Annotated in this window: 19 protein-coding genes and 2 pseudogenes; 12 read left to right on the top strand and 9 right to left on the bottom strand. The window is 62.1% G+C overall.

Translation table 11 applies throughout. From position 1 onward, the window contains the following. The first annotated feature begins 30 nt into the window (after positions 1 to 30). The 5 genes and pseudogenes from htpG to KHC19_RS08045 all read left to right on the top strand — a co-directional run bounded on the left by htpG (position 31) and on the right by KHC19_RS08045 (position 3,751). Positions 31 to 1,908, top strand: a complete 1,878-nt coding sequence (gene htpG / locus KHC19_RS08065) for a molecular chaperone HtpG (RefSeq protein ID WP_213351846.1) — start codon at positions 31 to 33, stop codon at positions 1,906 to 1,908. A 265-nt stretch (positions 1,909 to 2,173) separates the two neighbouring features. Continuing rightward, positions 2,174 to 2,611: a DUF3363 domain-containing protein gene (locus KHC19_RS08060; protein ID WP_213351868.1), complete on the top strand. Its 438-nt coding sequence runs from the start codon at positions 2,174 to 2,176 to the stop codon at positions 2,609 to 2,611. Continuing rightward, positions 2,542 to 3,033 (top strand): DUF3363 domain-containing protein, encoded by a 492-nt coding sequence (locus tag KHC19_RS26435; RefSeq protein WP_213351867.1) that lies wholly within the window; start codon positions 2,542 to 2,544, stop codon positions 3,031 to 3,033. The genes KHC19_RS08060 and KHC19_RS26435 overlap by 70 nt, the downstream gene beginning before the upstream one ends. An 86-nt stretch (positions 3,034 to 3,119) precedes the next feature. Continuing rightward, positions 3,120 to 3,368 (top strand): type II toxin-antitoxin system VapB family antitoxin, encoded by a 249-nt coding sequence (locus KHC19_RS08050; RefSeq protein WP_213351845.1) that lies wholly within the window; start codon positions 3,120 to 3,122, stop codon positions 3,366 to 3,368. Then, positions 3,365 to 3,751, top strand: a pseudogene (locus KHC19_RS08045) (type II toxin-antitoxin system VapC family toxin). The gene KHC19_RS08050 and the pseudogene KHC19_RS08045 overlap by 4 nt, the downstream one beginning before the upstream one ends. Positions 3,752 to 4,196: 445 nt before the next feature. On the opposite strand, the gene KHC19_RS08040 reads toward KHC19_RS08045, so the two are convergent. Then, complete coding sequence (locus KHC19_RS08040) at positions 4,197 to 5,303, bottom strand: LysR family transcriptional regulator (RefSeq protein ID WP_213351844.1); 1,107 nt, start codon at positions 5,301 to 5,303, stop codon at positions 4,197 to 4,199. 296 nt (positions 5,304 to 5,599) lie between these two features. Here KHC19_RS08040 and KHC19_RS08035 point away from each other — a divergent pair, with 296 nt between their 5' ends. Then, positions 5,600 to 6,910 carry an NtaA/DmoA family FMN-dependent monooxygenase gene (locus KHC19_RS08035; RefSeq protein WP_213351843.1) on the top strand — a complete coding sequence of 437 codons (1,311 nt, stop codon included), beginning with the start codon at positions 5,600 to 5,602 and terminating at the stop codon, positions 6,908 to 6,910. Between the two features lie 36 nt (positions 6,911 to 6,946). After that, positions 6,947 to 7,483, top strand: coding sequence for a flavin reductase (locus KHC19_RS08030; protein WP_213351842.1), 537 nt, complete (start codon positions 6,947 to 6,949; stop codon positions 7,481 to 7,483). A gap of 18 nt (positions 7,484 to 7,501) precedes the next feature. On the opposite strand, the gene KHC19_RS08025 is transcribed toward KHC19_RS08030, so the two are convergent. Genes KHC19_RS08025 through KHC19_RS08005 form a run of 5 tightly spaced genes read right to left on the bottom strand, consistent with a single transcriptional unit; the run spans position 7,502 to position 12,011 of the window. After that, complete coding sequence (locus tag KHC19_RS08025; protein ID WP_246548477.1) at positions 7,502 to 8,266, bottom strand: amino acid ABC transporter ATP-binding protein; 765 nt, start codon at positions 8,264 to 8,266, stop codon at positions 7,502 to 7,504. Then, entirely contained in the window at positions 8,263 to 9,039 is a 777-nt protein-coding gene (locus KHC19_RS08020; protein ID WP_213351841.1) for an ABC transporter permease, read from the bottom strand. Before KHC19_RS08020 ends, KHC19_RS08025 begins: the two co-directional genes overlap by 4 nt. After that, entirely contained in the window at positions 9,036 to 9,767 is a 732-nt protein-coding gene (locus KHC19_RS08015) for an ABC transporter permease (RefSeq protein WP_213351840.1), read from the bottom strand. The genes KHC19_RS08020 and KHC19_RS08015 overlap by 4 nt, the downstream gene beginning before the upstream one ends. Positions 9,768 to 9,792: 25 nt before the next feature. Further along, entirely contained in the window at positions 9,793 to 10,644 is an 852-nt protein-coding gene (locus KHC19_RS08010; protein ID WP_213351839.1) for a transporter substrate-binding domain-containing protein, read from the bottom strand. Positions 10,645 to 10,691: 47 nt separating this feature from the next. After that, on the bottom strand, positions 10,692 to 12,011 hold the full coding sequence (locus KHC19_RS08005; RefSeq protein ID WP_213351838.1) for an NtaA/DmoA family FMN-dependent monooxygenase: 1,320 nt from the start codon (positions 12,009 to 12,011) through the stop codon (positions 10,692 to 10,694). A 611-nt stretch (positions 12,012 to 12,622) separates the two neighbouring features. Here KHC19_RS08005 and KHC19_RS08000 point away from each other — a divergent pair. The 4 genes and pseudogenes from KHC19_RS08000 to KHC19_RS07985 all read left to right on the top strand — a co-directional run bounded on the left by KHC19_RS08000 (position 12,623) and on the right by KHC19_RS07985 (position 14,617). Then, positions 12,623 to 13,042, top strand: coding sequence for a hypothetical protein (locus tag KHC19_RS08000; protein ID WP_213351837.1), 420 nt, complete (start codon positions 12,623 to 12,625; stop codon positions 13,040 to 13,042). Between the two features lie 238 nt (positions 13,043 to 13,280). Continuing rightward, positions 13,281 to 13,871, top strand: a complete 591-nt coding sequence (locus tag KHC19_RS07995; protein WP_213351836.1) for a helix-turn-helix domain-containing protein — start codon at positions 13,281 to 13,283, stop codon at positions 13,869 to 13,871. Next, positions 13,864 to 14,263 (top strand): annotated as a pseudogene (locus tag KHC19_RS07990) (HipA N-terminal domain-containing protein); the annotation flags it as partial. The gene KHC19_RS07995 and the pseudogene KHC19_RS07990, both read left to right, overlap by 8 nt. A 198-nt stretch (positions 14,264 to 14,461) precedes the next feature. After that, positions 14,462 to 14,617 (top strand): DUF736 family protein, encoded by a 156-nt coding sequence (locus KHC19_RS07985; protein WP_213351865.1) that lies wholly within the window; start codon positions 14,462 to 14,464, stop codon positions 14,615 to 14,617. Positions 14,618 to 14,688: 71 nt separating this feature from the next. Here KHC19_RS07985 and KHC19_RS07980 read toward each other — a convergent pair whose 3' ends face one another. Next, on the bottom strand, positions 14,689 to 15,003 hold the full coding sequence (locus tag KHC19_RS07980) for a WGR domain-containing protein (RefSeq protein ID WP_213351835.1): 315 nt from the start codon (positions 15,001 to 15,003) through the stop codon (positions 14,689 to 14,691). Between the two features lie 451 nt (positions 15,004 to 15,454). After that, positions 15,455 to 15,853, bottom strand: coding sequence for a hypothetical protein (locus KHC19_RS07975; RefSeq protein WP_213351834.1), 399 nt, complete (start codon positions 15,851 to 15,853; stop codon positions 15,455 to 15,457). A gap of 729 nt (positions 15,854 to 16,582) precedes the next feature. Here KHC19_RS07975 and KHC19_RS07970 point away from each other — a divergent pair. After that, positions 16,583 to 18,307 carry a M10 family metallopeptidase C-terminal domain-containing protein gene (locus KHC19_RS07970; protein WP_213351833.1) on the top strand — a complete coding sequence of 575 codons (1,725 nt, stop codon included), beginning with the start codon at positions 16,583 to 16,585 and terminating at the stop codon, positions 18,305 to 18,307. Here the strand turns inward: KHC19_RS07970 and KHC19_RS07965 are convergent. Continuing rightward, positions 18,254 to 19,192 (bottom strand): SDR family NAD(P)-dependent oxidoreductase, encoded by a 939-nt coding sequence (locus KHC19_RS07965; RefSeq protein ID WP_213351832.1) that lies wholly within the window; start codon positions 19,190 to 19,192, stop codon positions 18,254 to 18,256. The two genes, KHC19_RS07970 and KHC19_RS07965, sit on opposite strands and share 54 nt — an antisense overlap. Positions 19,193 to 19,235 lie beyond the last annotated feature (43 nt).

Here is a 19,235-nt window from a genome sequence, read left to right as displayed (position 1 = left end):
CCGGACATTTCATTGATGCGACCGGATGCCATGACGACAGAGACCAGCGAAAACCGCCCTTTCGAGGCCGATGTTTCCCGCCTGCTGCACATGATGGTGCATTCGGTCTATTCCGATCGTGACGTGTTCCTGCGGGAACTGGTCTCCAATGCGGCGGACGCATGCGAGAAGCTGCGCTACGAGGCGATCACCAGTCCGGAACTGCTCGGCGGCGACGCGAAGCTCGACATCACCATCGCCGCCGATCCCGAGGCGGCCACGCTCACCATCGCCGACAATGGCATCGGCATGAGCCGGGACGAGATGATCGAGGCGCTCGGCACCATCGCCCGCTCCGGCACCCGCAATTTCGTCGACCGCATCGCGCAGGCCGAGGGTAGGGAAGGCGCGCAACTGATCGGCCAGTTCGGCGTCGGCTTCTATTCGGCCTTCATGGTGGCCTCAAAGGTCGAGGTCATCAGCCGCCGCGCCGGCAGCGACGAGGCCTGGCAGTGGGCCTCCGACGGCAAGGGCGAGTTTTCGGTCTCGCCGGTCGCGCTTGAGCAGGCACCGGCGCGTGGCACGTGCGTGGTGCTGCACCTTACCGAGGAGGCGAAATCCTATGCCGAGCGCTGGACGCTGGAGCGCATCGTCAAGGAACAGTCCGGCCATGTGCCGGTGCCGATCAGCTTCATCGAGAAGCCCGGCGAGGAGGCCACCTCGCTCTCGGATGGTGCGGCGCTGTGGACGCGTTCGAAGTCCGAGATCACCGTGCAGGAATACACCGACTTCTACCGTAGCGTGGCCGGCCAGTATGACGAGCCGGCGCTCACCGTGCATTTCCGCGCCGAGGGCCGGCACGAGTATACCGCGCTTGCCTTCGTGCCGGGCGCGCGGCCGTTCGACCTGTTTGACGCCGACCGCAAGGGGCGCATCAAGCTCTATGTGAAGCGCGTCTTCATCACCGACGACGCCGAGCTTCTGCCGCGTTATCTGCGCTTCGTGCGCGGCGTGGTGGATAGTGCCGACCTGCCGCTCAACGTCTCGCGCGAGATGATCCAGGACAGCCCGCTGCTCAGCGCCATCAAGAAGGGCGTCACCAATCGGCTGATCTCGGAACTGTCGAAGCTCGCCGAAACCGACGCCGAGGCGTTCGGCAAGGTGTGGGAGAATTTCGGCGCGGTGATGAAGGAAGGCCTCTATGAGGACTTCGAGCGCCGCGAGCAGTTGCTGAGCCTCGCGCGCTTCAAGACCACCGCGTCCGGCGAGGCGACGCGCAGCCTCAAGGACTATGCGACGGCGCTGAAAGAGAACCAGACCGCGATCTATTATATCGCCGGCGACGATGCCACTCGCATCGCCAACTCGCCGCATCTCGAAGGTTTCCGCGCCCGCGGCATTGAGGTGCTGCTGCTGTCGGATCCGGTCGATGCGTTCTGGGTGGCGAGCGGGATCGACTATGAGGGTAAGCCGTTCAAGTCCATCACACAGGGTACGGCCGATCTTGGCCTGATCCCGCTGCTCGATACCGATGCCGCGCCCTCCAGTGAGGCGGGCGAGGACATCGTCGCGCTGATCGCCGCGATGAAGGACGTGCTCGGCGATGAGGTGGCCGATGTGCGCGCTTCCGACCGCCTCACCGACAGCGCGGTGTGCCTTGTGGCGAGCGAAAGCGGGCCGGACCGGCAATATGAGCGCTTTCTCGCCGCTTCCGGTCGCCTCGGCAGTGCGGCAAAGCCGATCCTTGAGATCAACCCGAAGCACGCAATGATTGTCGGCCTTGCCGGCCATTCTGATGACGCTTCACGCGCGGATGTCGCGCATCTCCTGCTCGATACCGCCCGCGTGCTCGATGGCGACCGGCCGGGCGACGCGAAGGCATTTTCGGAGCGCATGACCCGGCTGGTGACGCGCAGCTTCGGTGCGTGAAGCAAGGGTTGACCGGCGGCCGCGCATGCCGCCGCCGATGCTCTCTCAGGCCTACCGTGCTTTCATCGCGGTAACCGACATGCAGGAATCTCGAACAGCACCTGCGTGGCGGCGTGGGCGGTGGCGTGTGCGCCTTTAGCAACCGGAGCGGACGCGCCATTGCCGCGTAACGAACGATCGAGCGTCCGCATCCCCACTTCCTGCGTCAGCAACGCGGGTAGTGCGTGAAGCGGTGAAGCCGGTTGCATCGTGATGCTGCAACAGCATCACCGGCCGGGTACTCGGCAAGGGACTGGCCGGCAACGGCCCGAGCGAGACGACCTATCTCGTGGTCGATGGCATCGATGCCCGCGTCCACCATGTCGAGTTCCCGGATGCCACCCGGCTCGATGGCCTCCAGCGTGGTATGATCGTCGAGGTGACGCCGCCAATCACCCAGCCGCGCATGGTCGATCTCAACATCCTCGGGAACACCGATGGCACGGGCATCTATAACCCGAGCACACACCTTGCCCGTATCCGTGACCGCTTCACCGAACAGGGCAAGGGCCCCGAGGCCTATATCCGCTCGCATGTCCGGCGACTGGAGGCACTCCGGCGCGCCGGCCACGTCCAGCGGGTACATGCCGAGCACTGGACCGGACCATCCCGAAGGTTCTGCCTGAGCGAGGCTTTGCCTACGACCGCTCGCTCGCCGGAGTAGGCCCAAGCATCAAGATCGCCTCGCAGCTCTCGCTCGACCGCCAGATCCGTGCCGAAGGGGCCACCTGGCTCGACCGCGAGATCGTCGCACCGACACCGCGTTCGCCCGACGGCTTCGGCCAGGACGAGGTCGCCCGCGCCAAGCTACGTACCGGGACAGGTGAATATCACCGCGATCATCTGCGTGCGCTCGCTCAACGCGTCGAGGTGGTGAGCAAGTCAGAGATACGGCTAATGGGAAAAATCGGACCTGCTGCGCACGCTCGCTGCCGCATCAAGCATAGGAGCGGCGGCGAACGGCGCTCGCAATTTTGTACCGAAGTGGCGCCCCTCATCAATCATAAAACGCGCGGCTTCCAGGCGAAGCGCCTCGACCTTTCGCTGAGACCGGCCGGTCTCAGCCAGAAGGTACGGCTAAACTGACGCGGGCTGAGACTTACGATTGCCGAGTCAATAGCGGTCAGGTAGAATGGTAGAAATCTATCTATTAATCTAGAAACGGAGGTCCTATGAGCCTCAACATCAAGGATCCTGAAGCACACCGCCTGGCGCAAGCCATTGCCCGCATCACTGGCGAAAGCATGACGCATATCGTCACAGAGGCCCTACGCGAGCGATATGCCCGAATCGAGCGGAGGAAAGGCAAGGCCAGTGTGCGTGAACTGCTGGCGATTGCTGATCGCGCCGCAGCGCATGTGAAGCGGCCTTACGTCGATCATGCCGATCTTCTCTTTGACGAGAACGGCCTGCCGAAATGATTATCGACACCTCGGCCATGGTGGCGATCCTCTATCGAGAAGATGAGGCCGAAGCGTTTGCTCAGCTCATTCACGACGCGGACGTCTGTCGCACCAGCGTAGCGAACTAAGTCGAACTCTCAATGGTGATCGAAAACCAGCTCGGACCGGGCGGCATGCGGCAGGTCGAGGCTTTCTTCCGCCGTGCCGGGATCATCATCGAACCAGTCACGATCGAACACGGCGAACTTGCCAGTCAGGCTTTCCTCGACTTCGGAAAGGGACGGCACAGGGCTGGGCTGAACTTCGGTGACTGCTTCGCCTATGCATTGGCAAAGGCCACAGGCGAGCCCCTCCTGTTCAAGGGGAGCGACTTTAGCCAAACGGACATCGCGGCGGCATGACCACCCCTAAGCACAAACCTACTGAACCGCTGCTCCCTCAACATTGCCATCGCACATGCAAGGCTCGAACCCCTACTCCGGTGCTCCACGGCTGTATCGATCGCTAGTGGCTCGACGCTGTGAGTCTCGGGCGCGTCGCCAATTGTCGGTGTCGCTCCAAAAGCCGTATGAGAATTGTGTTGGCGTGGGTGAAGTTGGGGAGCTGGTCCTGAAGGTGGTCGGCCCATTTTCCGTCGTGAGAAGAGGTTCTTGCGAAACCGCCAAGCGATCCTCACTGCAGTGAAGAGCTGATCACATGAATCGTTGGTGCTGCCGTCGAGAACCGACGCCACTATGGCCGGCTGGTCGGCGGAGGTAGATGCACAGCGCCAGAATCGAGCCACCCGAGCAATCACCGGAACGCGGTCTCTAAGGACCACCCGCACTCTCGCCCCACAGCCAACAGCTATGATGGTGGGGACACGTCCCTGGTGACATGACCCTCGCGTGTGAAAGCCGACCTGTGGCTCGAAAAGGGCGCATCAGGGGCTAAACGCTCAGCCGGTTTCGACGACGGCAGGACCACGCAAACGCCATCCTGCTCGACAAGCGTTCCGCAGCTGCTTGCGAAGGCCGGCCGCGGCAGCACCCTACCTTGGCCAAGCTCCATATGCACGTCGACCAGGCAGTCGACGAACCGGCGCGCCAGCTTGAAGCCGGCCACGCTGGGGCCTACCATCGCTGTGACCGGGTTGACGATGCGGACCAGATCCGGCCGCAGAGCGCGGAGCGAACCGACGGCAATGAGCGGCTCGGCGGTGTGGTCGAGCACATATCCAATGTTCCGGCCCGACAGGATGAGGGCCAGCTGTGACTGGATGCCGAGCCCGATGTCGCCGCTGGTGACGCCGTGGCGCGTGCGCTCGGGGTGATAATATTCGAGATGCCCCCGGTTGCAGTAGGCCGCCGATTCGATGTCGTCGAGCGTCAGCTCGTCATCCGGTACCGCGAAGAGTGCATGTTTGTCGCTGCAGCACATGTAACCCTGCTCATCGAACAGGTGCTCATAGGTCAGTTGAGGAAACTGGTCGTTCACCAGCCCGATGCCGACATGCACCATGCCGTCGGCGACGCGGCCGGTCAGCTGGAAGCCAAGCATGACTTCCATGCGAAAGCGTACATTAGGATAATATTCCGAGAAGCGCCGGATCGCGTCGTGGATGCGCGCAGAGGGGTTCTCGACGATGCCGTCCTGGATGCCGACGACCAGTTCGTAGCCGGTTCCCTGGTTGAGGTTGGACGCCTTCTGCTTGAAGGTCTCGATGGAGGCGAACAGCTCCTTGGCGGCCTGATAGACCGCTTCCCCCTCTCGGAACAGCTTGAATCCCTTGGGGCCGCGCCGGCACAGTCGCGTGCCGAGTCGAATCTCCAGCGATTTGAGATTCTCGCTCAGGGTCGACTGCGAGAGATTGAGCGCCGCCTGCGCTGCGGTGAAGCTCTGCTGCTCGACGATGGTGCAAAAGCAGCGGAGCAACTTCAAGTCTACGTCGTAGATCTGGCTAATGTTCGACATCGCCGCACCTCTCCTGACCACCTCCCTGCGCCCCCCCCGGACGAACGTGGTCATTGCAAATTGCGCGCCGCCCAAAGCTACGCTCCCTGTTTCCGCGGCGAGCGGCTCAAATCGATGATGAGCAGATTTTGATCACTTCTGTCGATTGATCGAGAGTGCATCAGATGCAGTCGCGATGCCCAATATGGCGCCGCTCCCTGGCGGGAACATCACATGGTGTTTTGGCGATGGTCCCGCGTCGACACCCCGCTCTAGGCTGACTCAGTCGGTGGGCAATCAGGCGTATCGGGGCAATTATGAGCGCACGGCCATTCCATCTCGGATGGTTCACCAATTTCGCGGTCGACGAATGGACGAAGACGTTCACCGGCGATGGTGATCCGTGGGACGGCAAGTTCTACATCGAGATGGCCCAGGCCATGGAGCGGGCATGCTTCGACTACATCATGCTCGAGGACACACTGATGATCTCGGAAGCCTATGGCGGCACCAACGAGATCTACCTGAAGCACAACATCATGGGGCCCAAGGCCGACCCCTCGCCGATGGCCGCCCTGATCGGCGCCAGCACCACCCATCTCGGGGTGGTCGCCACCTTCTCGACCATGGCCTATCCGCCCTTCATGCTGGCCCGGCTGTGCTCGACGCTCGACAATATCTGCAAGGGCCGGTTCGGCTGGAACATCGTCACCACCGGAGAGGATCTGGCGGCCGAAAATTTCGGCATGGACAAGCTGCCGCCCCGGCAGGCGCGCTACGACATGGCCGACGAATATGTCGAACTGTGCAAGCAGCTGTGGGAGAGCTGGGAGCCGGACGCGGTAGTACGCGACCGCGCGACCGGCACCTATGCCGACTTCACCAAGGTGAAGCCGATCCATTTCAAGGGCAGCTACTACCAGAGCCGCGGCCCGCTCAATTGCGTGCCCTCGCCGCAGGGCCGGCCGGCCTTCGTGCAGGCCGGGGGCTCGCCGCGCGGCCGCCAGTTCGCCGCCATGACCGCCGACAGCATCATAGCCCCCTCGATGGGCGTTGCCGGCCTGAAGGCCTATCGTGACGACGTGCGTGCCCGGGCGGCGGCCGGCGGGCGCGACCCGGACGAGATCAAGGTGCTGTTCGTCGTCGCCCCCATCCTTGGAGAAACCGAGGAGGAGGCCCGGGCCAAGGCGGCGCGGATCGTGGAAGCGTCCGACTACTGCGAGAAGGCGCTTGCGATGATCGCCGCGATCACCGACATCGACTTCTCCACCTTCGCTCTCGACGCGCCGCTGCCGCACCTCACCACCAATGGCGAGCAGGGCTCGCTCGACGCCTTCCAGCAATGGGGAAGCGGCAAGACCCTGCGCCAGCTCTGCGCCGACCAGCTCGGGCGCGGCCTCGACGGTCTCATCGGCACGCCGGATCAGGTGGCGGCGCGGATGGGCGAGGTGATGGCGGAGGTCGGCGGCGACGGCTTCCTGATCACCCGGCCGTTCACCACCAATATCAGCCGGCAATACATCAACGACATCTGCGAAGGTCTGGTGCCGGCGCTGCAGCGCCGCGGCCTGGCACGCACGAGCTACGCCGAGGGAGCCACCCTGCGCGACATGCTGCGCGAGTTCTGATCCCCGTCCCCTCTTCCCGTGCCGATCGGAGGTCTCATGAATCCGCCCGCTTCCCCTGCAGCCACCGCCGCCCCGACCACCGCGCCGGAAGCCGTGAACCGGGACAGCTACCGCGCCGGCATGTCCCGGCTGCCCGCTGCGGTGAACATCGTCACCAGCCTCGGCGAAGAGGGACGCTACGGCTTCACCGCCTCGGCGGTCTGCTCGGTGACCGACAGCCCGCCGACGCTGCTGGTGTGCGTGAACCGTTCCAACCAGTCGCATCCGGCGATCGCGTCGAGCCGCGTGCTGTGCGTCAACACCCTGGCCGGCCCGCATCATGAAGAACTCTCCATGAGCTTCGCTGGCGGGGTGAAGACCATGGATGAGCGCTTCGCCGGCGCCGGCTGGACCACGCTGGTCACCGGCGCACCGGTGCTGTCGGAGGCCGCCGTTGCCTTCGACTGCCGGGTGACGCAGGTGGCCAGCATCGGCACCCACGACGTGATGTTCTGCGAGGTGCTGGGCCTGCGCGAGGGTGACGCCAGCGAGGGGCTGGTCTATTTCGGCCGCCGCTTCCACCATCTGACCTGAATGCGACAGCCCATTGGGCTAGCGCAGGATCTGGGCGAGGAAGTTCCGCAGCCGCAGGCTCACGGGGGCTTGGAAGAAAGCTTCGGCTTCGGCGCATTCCACGATCTCGCCATGGTCCATGAACACGCAGCGATCCGCCACCCGACGGGCGAACCCCATCTCGTGGGTGACGCAGACCATGGTGACGCCGCTGATGGCCAGTCCCTCCATGACACCCAGCACTTCACCGACCATTTCCGGGTCGAGCGCCGAGGTCGGCTCGTCGAACAGGAGGATACGCGGCTCCATGCAGAGCGCCCGCGCGATCGCCACCCGCTGCTGCTGGCCGCCGGACAGGCGCGCGGGATATTTGCGCGCATGGTCGGCGAGGTGGACCCTCTCCAGATAATGCATGGCCAGCTTCTCGGCCCGTGCCTTCGGTATCCCACGGTTGAGGCGCGGCGCCAGCATGCAATTCTCCAGCGCCGTGAGATGCGGGAACAGGTTGAAGTGCTGGAACACCATGCCGACTTCCTGGCGGATGTCCTGCACCGTGCCCTCGTCGGCGCTCAGCCTGATGCCGTTCACCATGATGGAGCCGCCATCGTGATGCTCCAGCGCGTTGATGCAGCGGATCAGCGTCGACTTGCCCGAGCCGGAAGGGCCGCAGATGACGATCTTCTCGCCGCGCCGGATGTCGAGATCGATGCCGTTGAGCGCGCGATGACTGCCATAGTGCTTCACCAGCCCGGCGATCGCGATGGCGGGAGCGCCCGTCCCGGCGGTATCAGCTTGTACGATCAAGGCATCACCTGTTTCAGATCGGAAGCGGGGCGCAGCGCGTTGACTCTTCCGGGTGCCTCCGCATCGGCCGCGGCGTCCTCGGTGTTGTGGCGGTTCAGCCACCGCCTCCACAGGTTGAAGCAAAGGCGAACCACGTTCACGAACGCCCAGTAGAACGCCGCCGCGCACAGGATCGGCGTGAAGGGATCATAGGTCTGCTCGAAGATGGTGTTGGCTACCGCCGTCAGGTCGGTGATCGTCACCACCGAGACGATGGCGGTGCCCTTGATGAAGCTCACCACCTCGTTCTGGTAGGCCTTCAGCCCGTAGCGGATCGCCAGCGGCATCTTCACCCAGATGAAGACGTTGCGCCGGCTGATGCCGAGCGCCTCGCTCGCCTCGACGATGCCGTGCGGCACCGCCAGCAGGCTGCCGCGCAGCACCTCGACCATATAGGCCGCATGGTTCAGGCTGAGCGCGACGATGGCGCAGCCGAAGGGCGAACCGAACAGAATCCAGAACGGGCCTTCGCGCAGCGCCTGGATCTGGCCGAGTCCGTAATAGACCAGATAAAGCAGGATCAGCAGCGGCGCGCCGCGAAAGAAGGTGACGAACGCCTCGGCCAGAAAGGCCAGCCATCGGCGATCGGACATACGGGCGAAGCAGATCGGAAAAGCCAGCGCGAGACCGAACAGCAACGGCAGCGCGGTGAGGATCGCCGTCACCTTCAGCCCGTCTAACAGCGCCGGCAGGCTCTCCCAGGCCAGATCGAGATCGATGGGCAGCCCGTTCATGCCGCGGCCCCGGGGGGGGAGCCGCCGGCCGCCTCGCGGCGTTGGCCACGGTCGAGGCGGATTTCCAGCCATGTGGCCAGCTTGAACGACACCGCGCTGAACGCGATGAACACGAAGGCGGTGGCGATGAAGAAGATGAAGGGCTCCTTGGTCGCTCCCGCCGAGATCTTGGCGGCGGCCACCAGATCCTGCAGGCCGGCGAGCGAGACCAGCGGCGTCTCCTTCAGCATGAAGCTCCAGACATTGACGAGCCCGGGCAGCGCCAGCCGCATCACCTGCGGCAGGATCACCTTGCCCCACATGACCACCGGCGGGATCGCCAGCGCGCGGGCGCCTTCGAACTGACCTCTGGGCAGGTTATCGATGGCACCGCGCATCAGTTCGGCGATATAGGCGGCATAGACGATGGTGAAGGCGGTAACGCCGGCACCGAAGGGAGAGACGTCGATCCGCGCGCCGAATTCGCCGAACATCGCCGCCAGCATGGCGCTGCCGCCATAGAATGTCAGGAAGATGACCAGCAGCGAGGGCACGCCCATGAAGACCGAGGCATAGACCCGCCACACCGCCTGCACGAGGCGGCTGCGCGACAACGTCACGATGCCGATCAGCACGCCTAAGGCGAAGGCCAGCGCGAAGCTCACGAGGAACAGCTCCAGCGTGATCAGGGCTCCCTCGCCGAGCTGGCGCATATAGCCCGCAAGGTCGGCGAGGGAGAGGTGGGTCATCGGCCGGCCTCCGCGCGGATCGGGCTCAGTTCGCACTCTCGCAAGCGCCTTCCGAGGCGAGCGTCTGGACCGGCACGTATTTCTTGCGGATCTTGGTGTAGGTGCAGTCCTTGATCATCTCGGTCAGCGCGGCGTTGACGCGCTTGACCAGTTCCCCGCTCTTCTTGGGGAAGATCCAGCTATAGCCGCGCTCGGCCTCGGGGATGGCGGGATCGCCGAGCCAGTGGTCGCCGCCGGCCAGCTTGTAGTCCTTGCCTTCGGGCTTGGCGATCAGCTCCAGCGTCCAGTTGATCTTGGAATCGAAGATGAGGTCGAGGCGGCCGGCCAGCAGGTCGAGCTTCATCTGGTCCGGGTTGTCGTAATAGACCTCGGTGAAGGTGTCCTTGCCGAAATGCGTGTGGATATAGGGCACCATGGACGCGCCGCGCTGTAGCGCGATGCGCAGCCCCTTGCCGGTCACCCCCTCCTTGGTGAGGGTGTAGTCGCTGTCCTTGCGGACGATGAAGGTGGCCGGGTTGTAGACGATCGGCATGGCGAACAGCGCCTTGCCGACCCGCTCCGGCGTCGGCGAGATCTGGGTCACGATGCCGTCGAACTTGCCCTGAAGCATCGAGGGGATCAGCGCCTTGAAGTCCATGACGACGATCTCGCAATCGGCGCCGATGCGCTTGCACATCTCGCGGGCGAGCTCCGGTTCCATGCCGGTGAGGTTGCCGGAGGAGTCCACCATGGAGAAGGGCGGGTAGACCCCTTCATTGCCGAGCCGGAGCTTTTCGGCCGAGGCCGCCGACAGTCCCCCGGCGAGCAGGAGGACGCCGAGCGCGCCGGTGCCGGCGCGGAGGGGACGACGCAGGAAGTGCGGGGGGAGCGAAGTCATCGGCATCGTCCTGTCTTGAGGGGGAGGATCGCGGGAATGACGGGGGGTCAGAATTCGAGCAGGTTGTCGCGCAGCTGTTCGTGGGCGTAGGCGCGGCGGGTGAGCCCGCGCCGCTGCAGCGCCGGCACCAGCCCATCCATGATGGTCGATACCGAGCGCCGGCTGACGTCGCCGAGCACCAGCAGGAAGCCGTCGCCGCCGACCTCCGCCATGATCTCCTCCATCTGGCTGGCGGCGCTGTCCGGCGTGCCGACGACATCGACGCAGTAGCCGCAGCTCACATGGTCGATCATCGCCTCGCGCAGCGGCTTGTCGCCGGCGCGGGTGAGGAACTGCGAGAGGCTCGACTGGTGGCCGTTGGTGGTCAGACTCAGCTGGCTCACCGGCGTGTCGAGGTCGAGGCTGGAGAGGTCGAGATTGGTGCTCCAGCCGAAGCGCGCCAAGCGGGCGTCGAGATTGGCGGCGGCGGAGACGCGGCGCTGCTCGGCGTACCAGCGGGCCTGATCCTCGGTCTCGGCGACGATCGGCGACAGCAGGAACAAGATTTTGCAGCTGTCGGGGGCGCGCCCCATCGCCGCCATCTGGGCGCGGATGTCGTCGCGGTACTGCTTCATGCTAGCGACGCCGTTGGGGGCGGCGACGATGGTGTCGGCATGGGTGGCGGCGATGGTGCGCCCGCTCTTCGAGCCGCCCGCCTGGGCGATCACCGGCTGACCCTGCGGGCAGGGACCGGAATTGAGCGGCCCGCGCGAGGCGTAATACTGCCCGGCATAGTCGATGGTGTGGACCTTGGCGGGGTCGATGAGGATGCCGTTCTCGCGGTCGTCGAGGATGGCGCCGGGCTCCCACGAGCCCCACAGCCCCTTGACGATGTCGATGTATTCCTGCGCCATCACGTAGCGCTGGTCGTGCTCGGGCAGCTTCTCCAGGCCGAAATTCTGCGCTGAGAGGTCCGACGAGCCGGTCACCATGTTCCAGCCGGCCCTCCCGCCGGAGATCTGGTCCAGCGAGCCGACGATGCGTGCCGTCAGATAGGGATGGTAGGCGAAGGTCGACAGCGTCGGCACGATGCCGAGGCGCTTGGTGGCGGCGGCCATCAGCGTTGCCACCACCGAGGGCTCCTGCCGCGGCGCACAGATGCCGCCCTTCAGGAAAATGTCGCGCAAATTCTGCCAGTTCTGGCCGATATAGATCGAATCCTCGATGAGGATGTAGTCGAAGCAGGCCCGCTCCATCGACCTCGCGAGGTCGAGGAACATGTCGGCGCTCATCCATTCCTGGGCGATGTTGCCGGTCCACGGTTCGCCCCACGCCTGAATGCTGGAGCCCTGGAGGAACCAGGCGAGATGAAACGGGTTTGCGGGCATTAACGCACCTAACTCCTTATGACCGCGACGGAGAGTCGCCAGCACGGGGAAGAAGGTAAGGCGGCCTGTAGGACAGGAAATATCGCCAACACACGAAGCTTGGCGGGCATGCTTTCGATATGGGCGAGCCTATATAATAAGCAATTTTACGTACATAGGTTCGTCCGATCGGGGGGCAGGCTCTCCGCGAGCCGACGGTGGCCCCGCTCTGGGCATGGAAAGTCGCCGATCTCGCAAAGCTATCTGATGGCGGCCTTGGTCATGTCAGCATTGTCGCGGCGAGCTGGTAGATCGCGAATGGGTCGAGGTGGCTGATGCCGGCGCTTGGCTGTCACCGCCCGATGATCTCCTCGATGCCTGGCGCGAGACCTATGAGCTCCCTCATGACGAGTGCGCGAAACTCTGCGCGATCCCCCTGGCCAATCTCTTGGGGGCGGCCGCACGCCATGTCCTGCATGCCGAGCCGACGCTGCAAGGGCCATCTTTGCGTCACCCTCGTTGAGGCCCATGGGCCATGGCTTCAAACAGAGCAAGGAGCTCCGGCGCTTCCAGCTTGTCCGCGAGGTGCCTGCCGATGGCGGCGCGCGCATCGCATCGTCGTCGATTTCCTCATGCTGCGGCGTGCGGAAATCATGAACAACAATCCGCCGATCCTGAGTGATGTGCCGTCCGGCGGAGCGGATGGAGTGGCCTTGGCCCTGCGGTCCCGTCAACTCGTCGCCATCTCCGGCGACATGCCGGAAGGTGGCTTCAATCGCGTTGACGTCGATGTGTGCTCGATATCCGCCTTGCTGATGAAGGGACATGCCCTCAACGGCCGACAATCAGAAGGACATCTATTAGTGCATCCGCAATTATCCGGAGGGGATCAAGGCCTTGGCGAAAATCTGCAAATCGCTGCTCGAGCACCAAAGTGGTGTCCGGACTGCAAGTTCATTGCTGAGAAGTTCAATATTCCGGGAAGTTGCAGCCCGACCAGCGTTCGCAAATGCGTGACCGAAACAGCAATCCTCGACGCAGGCTCGCCCTAACAGGGGGCCATCAGGCAGGCGGGGGGAGGGGCTGGTTGCGAGCTCTCGGCCTGCATCAGTAACGCAACCGCGATCCTCAGGCGTAGCGTAATTCCATGGTGCACTGATCTAGATTAGATATATTATATCAAAATTATATGACGATCATTATTATATATCAATATCGTTGACAGATCGCGCGCAATGTTTTAGATATAGTATACTGATTATTTGTCTGTTTCGATCTGGATTATATATCATGTCCTATAAGGGCGATGGCCTGATCGCACAGGCGCGTGAGGTCCGCGAGGCCTCGGGCCTCAGCCAGCGTGTCCTGAGCGCACGGACAGGGCTCACGCAGAGTCACATCTCGCAAATAGAGAGCGGCAAAATGGAGCCAGGGCTATCGAGCTTTATCGACCTGACCCGTGCGCTCGATCTCGAGCTCGTGCTCGTGCCGAGGAAACTCGTGCCCGCGGTGCTCGGGGTGATCAAGGCGCAGGCGACGCCCGACATGCGCGTCCACGCCGGTCAGCCCAATGACAAACGCTTCGCCCGCGCTGAACGACTGGTGAAGAAAATGAAGCAGCTCCACGGGAGCTCGGTCGACCTCGATCGCATCGAGGAGATGCTGCGCTTTCTGCGCCGGGTGAATCTCAGTGCTCAGGAGATGCAGCTTGCGCGCGAACTGATCGCCCGGCTCGAGCGGTATCAAGCGAGCGAACAAGCAGCACCCGTTATCCGCGACATCGCGCAGAACCTGCAGCGACTGCGCAACTCTATCGCTCATGGCAGGCCGTCTGAACCAAGGCCTGCCTATTCGCTCGACGACGGAGACCACGATGCCTGATGTTTCGGTGCTCGATGTGCGGCTCTATGACAAGCCGATCGGGACGCTGACCCATCTCCCAGGGTGACCGGACGATCTTTGCCTTCAACGAGGACTATGTCGAGAACTCGGATCGACCAACTCTGAGTCTGTCTTTCAAGGACAATCTGGGCGGACTCATCACCCATATTCAACCGACCCGGCGGGTCGTGCCGCCGTTCTTCTCGAACCTGCTGCCCGAGGGCGGCCTACAGTGCTATCTCGCTGAGCGAGCTGGCGTAAACCGGCAGCGGGAATTCTTCCTCCTCTGGGTGCTGGGCCTTGATCTGCCGGGAGCACTGTCGATCCATCCGGCGGTCGGCGAAGCTCTGCCCCCGGGAGCCCATGAGGTTCTGCCGGAAACGGCCAAGCCCAAGCCGTAGTGAGGCAGGTGGGGGATGCGGCTATATTGCCGGGGCGACCAACTCACTACCCGCTTGACGGACCAGCCCCGATAGCTCGGAGACAACGAGGCCTACCGGGAGCTTCCAAAATCATCGTTCAACGACATCATCGATCGGACGCGACGGCGTTTGACGCCTGCTGTCGGCCCGTCCTCATCTCCGGTGTCGATGATCGGTGCCGCCTGGCGTCGGACGTTGAACGACGACCGCAGCTATCACGCTATCAATCTCAACGAGTTCTCCTTCACCGTCCCGATCTACGCTTACCAGGTCGAAGGCGAGGGCGGTCTTTCGTTGATCTGGTCCCGCCCCAATCGAGACTGATACCAAACCGGCCCCTGCTCACAGGGCGGGGCCGGTTGTTCTTTGTTCGGTGGCGCCCGGAATTCTGTCAGCTACATCTTGGTGCAAGCATCTACCTGCAGCGGTAGGGACGGCGAATGGCGGGACGTCATCGCCCTCCCTGGCCATTTCGGGCGATATCCCTTCTTCCGCTTCCGGCACAGCAGGTCGAGGAACAACGCGACGGCTTCGTCTTCGCGATCGAAGGAGTGTTGTATGATCTGGCCGCGCGCGCCGATTCGTCCCCAGAGCCAGATCAGGCAGGTCTGTCCAAACAGCGTCGGTTCGATCGACATGGCGTAGAAGCGGGCCATGTTCTTTGATGCATCCGTGCGTTCGACATAGAGTTGATAGAGCTGAGTGAGCATGGGGATGAGAATCGCGCTCCGGCGAATCTGCGTCCAACGACTTTCTTGAATCGATTCAGGATGACCGATTCATTTCGGTGAACGATCAGGTCATGGACCCGATCGCGTGCTCGAAGAGGCGTTGCTCCCGGGCGTCGGGGGCCCCACAAGGGGGCGATGTTCCTTCGGTTCTACGTCTCGAAGGCCATGATCCTCGCCGTCCTGGACGGAAATCTCCTCCGCCACGGCGCCCAGTCCTGATCTTCTAGACGGACTCTTGGTGCGGGCTGGCGTCCCGTGGCGGCAGGCCGAGACGCAGCTTGAGGATTTCAAACTGCGCGAGGCGGAAGGCTCGCCTCGAACTCGCGTCTTGCCGATTCCCGATCACGTCGTGTGCGATGTCTCCTCGGCCAGCTCCCTATCCGGTGTGGCTACAACGACGTATGCGGCAAACCGGTTGAACTGGGTCGGCTCACTGCCGCTTCTGGTTTCGAAGGGCATTTTGAAACTCTTCGGCCTTCCGTATTTGGACGCGAAGTTTGTTGCAGAGGTCAGTGGGAAGCTCGAATTGGTGAACGAGGCCCATGCGGTCTTGCATCTGGACAACGACGGTATCAGCGTCTTGGACAGGTAGCGCCGCGGTGGCCGTTGTTGGAATCGCCATTACGCCATCCTGGCTGGTACCGGGCGCTGAACCCGACACCATTTGCGTTGCCATGGCGATGATCTCAGTAAGCAGCGGCGGGGTGAACTCCAGCGAAAGTTGAGTCCCGCTGGCAAGCTGAAGCGTCAAAATCAGCTTCCCGTTTCCGGTGTTGATCTGGCCATCAACCATGGCCTCAACCGGATGGATCGTCATTTCGTCAGACATTCGTAGCCCTCGTCGCACAAACGTAGCAAAGCCGTAACGGGAGTCGAGTGAGAACGCTCATACACGCCACGCAGATTCCGGGCTGGATTCATCGACTACCCTAACGGCAGGAAATGTGCGTTTCTGCTCCGTGTTGACACCGTTGCCGTCAGCGGAACGCATTCAACATCTCGCCTTGTATGGTAGGTTCTTTGGAGATGACAAAGGAAGGGCGCCATGGTTGGCTTTTCTAGCTCGTATTATTCCGAGGAACTTCAACTCAATCCGGATGGAACATATACGATCGGATACGTTGTCAAAGATAATGTATATATAGCGACAGCGTCTTCATCGGAACGTAAATTTTACATAGGAAAATGGATATATAACACAGAATACGGGGAAGTTGGATATAAATATATAGGTCATGATGATAATGGAATATTCGCCGAATATGTAAAAACAGGCGATATAACATATTTTTCTGATAAACGCCTCAATAGTGGAGACGTTCTCTCAATAGCCCGTGAGGAAATTGGGCCGACATCCGGCAGTAACGCTGGAACCTATAGCCCGTATATACAAGGAATGCTGTCTGGCGTTTCTTGGATAGGGTCTCCTACTTTTAGTTTTGAAAGAGGTTACGAAAGTACTAATATTAGTAAGTTGATTTTGGAGCGATATACAGTTATTGGAGATGATGATCCATATATTAGAGTAGAAAAGACATACTTGGGTGTAAATGACATAGTGAACGGCGACCTGTCTCGTTCAGATCCGATTGGATATGTACCTTATTTTTATTTTCCTATTTATGCCAACGATGGTGACATTACAATCAGTTATGCCGATACGGTTGCAGGTGCTTTCCAGGCAAATAAGCCGGGCTGGCTCACCGGTGGTGATATTACCTTCAGCACAGCCTTCGAAGGAACTAATCGCGATCTTACCAATCCCCAGCCCGGAAATTTCGCTTATTTCACGACCATGCAGGCCATTGGACAGGCGCTGGGCCTGAAATCAGCAAGCCTGGCGGGGGACCTCTCCAGCGCGGTCGTGCCAACAGATCGGGACGCGATCGAATACACCGTGATGAGCCAGCGCAGCCATGTGGGGGGTGCGATCGATCCCGACTACACCGTCGAAGGGTTCAATTTTCCCCAAACGTACATGGCGCTCGATGTGCTGGCGCTGCAAACGCTTTATGGCGCGGATTATTCCTACAATAACACCGATACAACCTACCGCTGGAACGCACGCACCGGCCAGCTGAGCGTGAACTCAGAGAAATATGATGTTCCCGGCGCAAACAAAGTTTTCATGACCATCTGGGACGGCGGAGGGATCGACACCTACGATCTCTCCAACTATCTGAGGCCGATGGCCATCGACCTGTCGCCTGGTGGGTTTAGCTTGATTTCGGAAGATCAGCGGGCTTATCTCGGTGATGGGGTCTACGCCCAAGGAAATGTCTATAACGCCTACCAGTATTCCTTAAATTTGGCCTCGCTCATCGAAAATGCTATAGGCGGGGCATCAAATGACACGCTGCGTGGCAACGTTGCAAACAACGTGCTCAACGGCGGTGGCGGCGCCGACACCATGATTGGGTTGACCGGTGACGATAGCTATGTCGTCGATAACCTGGATGACTTCATCATTGAGGCGAGAGGCGAGGGTATCGACACCGCCTATTTGCGTGTCAGCGGCTATGTGCTGCCGGCTAATGTCGAGAACGGCAAGATCGAGGATGGTTTTGGCGAGGGTGCTGTCGAAGGCAATGGGCTTGCCAACCTTCTCACCGGTAACGACGCCCGTAACGCGCTGTATGGCGGCAACGGGGATGATCGCCTTCGCGGCATGGGTGGTAACGATCATCTCGACGGCGGTCCTGGCTTCGACAAAATGATTGGTGGCCTTGGCGACGACACCTATATTGTCGATGACCAGTTCGACGTGGTTTATGAGGCGGCGAACGAAGGGACGGATACACTATGGACCGCCGTCAGCCGTGGCCTCGACAGCAACTTTGAGAACATCGTGCTGTTTGACACCGCTCGTAATGCGGGTGGCAATGGCAAGGACAACATCGTTTCCGGCAACGAGCTTGACAACAATCTCTATGGCGCCGGTGGCTCGGACAGCCTCTATGGCCATGACGGCAGCGATCGGCTGTTTGGCGAGGCTGGCAACGACTACATGACCGGCGGCAAGGGCACTGATGCCTATTATGGCGGCGCCGGCTACGACTACGCCATCGTCGAGACGGGGGGCGCGGTCGATTACTTCGTCGACTGGAACGCGAAGCAGGACCGTGTCGTGTTCGACAACGACATCTTCTCCTCGATCCGCGCGGTGCTGACGGCGGCATTCCAGAACGGCACCGACGTGGTGATCTGGAACGGCCAGGACGGCATCGTGCTACAGAATGCCAAGGTCACTGATCTGACGGCGAGCAATTTCCTGATCACTTAACTGGGCACTCACGGTAAGAGATCGACCGGTCGTGTCTCGGGTGGCGCGCAGAGCGTGCGCACCACCTTGGCCGATGTTGAAGGTGCGGTCTGGTTTCCTGCTGGAGTGCTGGCCGGAGGATTTTGCCGAGACGCCACTGGCCTCGATGACCTGAGCGGTGATCCAGCGGCCCTCGTCCGACGCGAGGAAGGCCACGACGGCGGCGATGTCGGAGGTCTCGCCGAAGCGGCCGAGCGCCGTGTCGGCCTCGATGGCCGTCACCATATCCGCATTCTCGCGGACGGCGGCGTTCATGTCGGTCCGCACCCAGCCCGGCGCGACGGTATTCACCGTGATGCCGCGCGGCCCAAGTTCGATGGCGAGCGCATGGGTCAGGTTGTTGATGGCCGCCTTGGCCATGGAATAGATCGGAACCGCCGCCATCGCCCGCGTGCCGGCGGCGGAGGAGACGTTGATGATGCGCCCGCCGTCGCGCAGCCGTCCCAGCGCCGACTGCACCATGAAGAACGGCGCGCGGGCATGGACCGCGAACATCTTGTCCCAGCCGTCCGGTGTCGCATCTCCGAGACTGCCCCAGCCGGCATTGCCGGCATTGTTCACCAGGATGTCGAGCGCCGCGTTGCCTTTCCGGTCGACGAGCTCGCGGTCGAGCCGGTCGAACAAGGCCGGGATGGCGCCGGCGTCGGCTAGGTCTGCCCGGAGCGCGAAGGCTTTTCCGCCGGATGCCTCGATAGCGGCGACGGTCTCGTCGGCACCGGCTTTACCCGCATTGTAGGTCAGCGCGACCGTCGCGCCGCCTTTCGCGAGGCGCTCCGCGATCCCGCGGCCGATGCCTCGCGATCCGCCGGTGACGAGCGCGGTCTTTCCCTTGAGCGACTGTGACATGTGTTTTCCTCGGCTGTGTCCGGTAGCGGGGGAGGCGATGCGC

It is taken from the genome of Ancylobacter oerskovii (assembly GCF_018390555.1).
GTDB lineage: Bacteria > Pseudomonadota > Alphaproteobacteria > Rhizobiales > Xanthobacteraceae > Ancylobacter > Ancylobacter oerskovii.
The sequence above is the reverse complement of the archived record's forward strand: the minus strand, read 5'-3'. Positions and strand labels throughout refer to the sequence as shown.

Excerpts from the sequence above, each read along its gene's own strand:
- htpG (WP_213351846.1), top strand. The coding sequence starts at position 31 with ATGACGACAGAGACCAGCGAAAACCGCCCTTTCGAGGCCGATGTTTCC.
- KHC19_RS08050 (WP_213351845.1), top strand. The coding sequence starts at position 3,120 with ATGAGCCTCAACATCAAGGATCCTGAAGCACACCGCCTGGCGCAAGCC.
- KHC19_RS08040 (WP_213351844.1), bottom strand. The coding sequence starts at position 5,303 with ATGTCGAACATTAGCCAGATCTACGACGTAGACTTGAAGTTGCTCCGC.
- KHC19_RS08035 (WP_213351843.1), top strand. The coding sequence starts at position 5,600 with ATGAGCGCACGGCCATTCCATCTCGGATGGTTCACCAATTTCGCGGTC.
- KHC19_RS08030 (WP_213351842.1), top strand. The coding sequence starts at position 6,947 with ATGAATCCGCCCGCTTCCCCTGCAGCCACCGCCGCCCCGACCACCGCG.
- KHC19_RS08020 (WP_213351841.1), bottom strand. The coding sequence starts at position 9,039 with ATGAACGGGCTGCCCATCGATCTCGATCTGGCCTGGGAGAGCCTGCCG.
- KHC19_RS08015 (WP_213351840.1), bottom strand. The coding sequence starts at position 9,767 with ATGACCCACCTCTCCCTCGCCGACCTTGCGGGCTATATGCGCCAGCTC.
- KHC19_RS08010 (WP_213351839.1), bottom strand. The coding sequence starts at position 10,644 with ATGACTTCGCTCCCCCCGCACTTCCTGCGTCGTCCCCTCCGCGCCGGC.
- KHC19_RS08005 (WP_213351838.1), bottom strand. The coding sequence starts at position 12,011 with ATGCCCGCAAACCCGTTTCATCTCGCCTGGTTCCTCCAGGGCTCCAGC.
- KHC19_RS08000 (WP_213351837.1), top strand. The coding sequence starts at position 12,623 with ATGCTGCGGCGTGCGGAAATCATGAACAACAATCCGCCGATCCTGAGT.
- KHC19_RS07995 (WP_213351836.1), top strand. The coding sequence starts at position 13,281 with ATGTCCTATAAGGGCGATGGCCTGATCGCACAGGCGCGTGAGGTCCGC.
- KHC19_RS07985 (WP_213351865.1), top strand. The coding sequence starts at position 14,462 with ATGATCGGTGCCGCCTGGCGTCGGACGTTGAACGACGACCGCAGCTAT.
- KHC19_RS07980 (WP_213351835.1), bottom strand. The coding sequence starts at position 15,003 with ATGCTCACTCAGCTCTATCAACTCTATGTCGAACGCACGGATGCATCA.
- KHC19_RS07975 (WP_213351834.1), bottom strand. The coding sequence starts at position 15,853 with ATGTCTGACGAAATGACGATCCATCCGGTTGAGGCCATGGTTGATGGC.
- KHC19_RS07965 (WP_213351832.1), bottom strand. The coding sequence starts at position 19,192 with ATGTCACAGTCGCTCAAGGGAAAGACCGCGCTCGTCACCGGCGGATCG.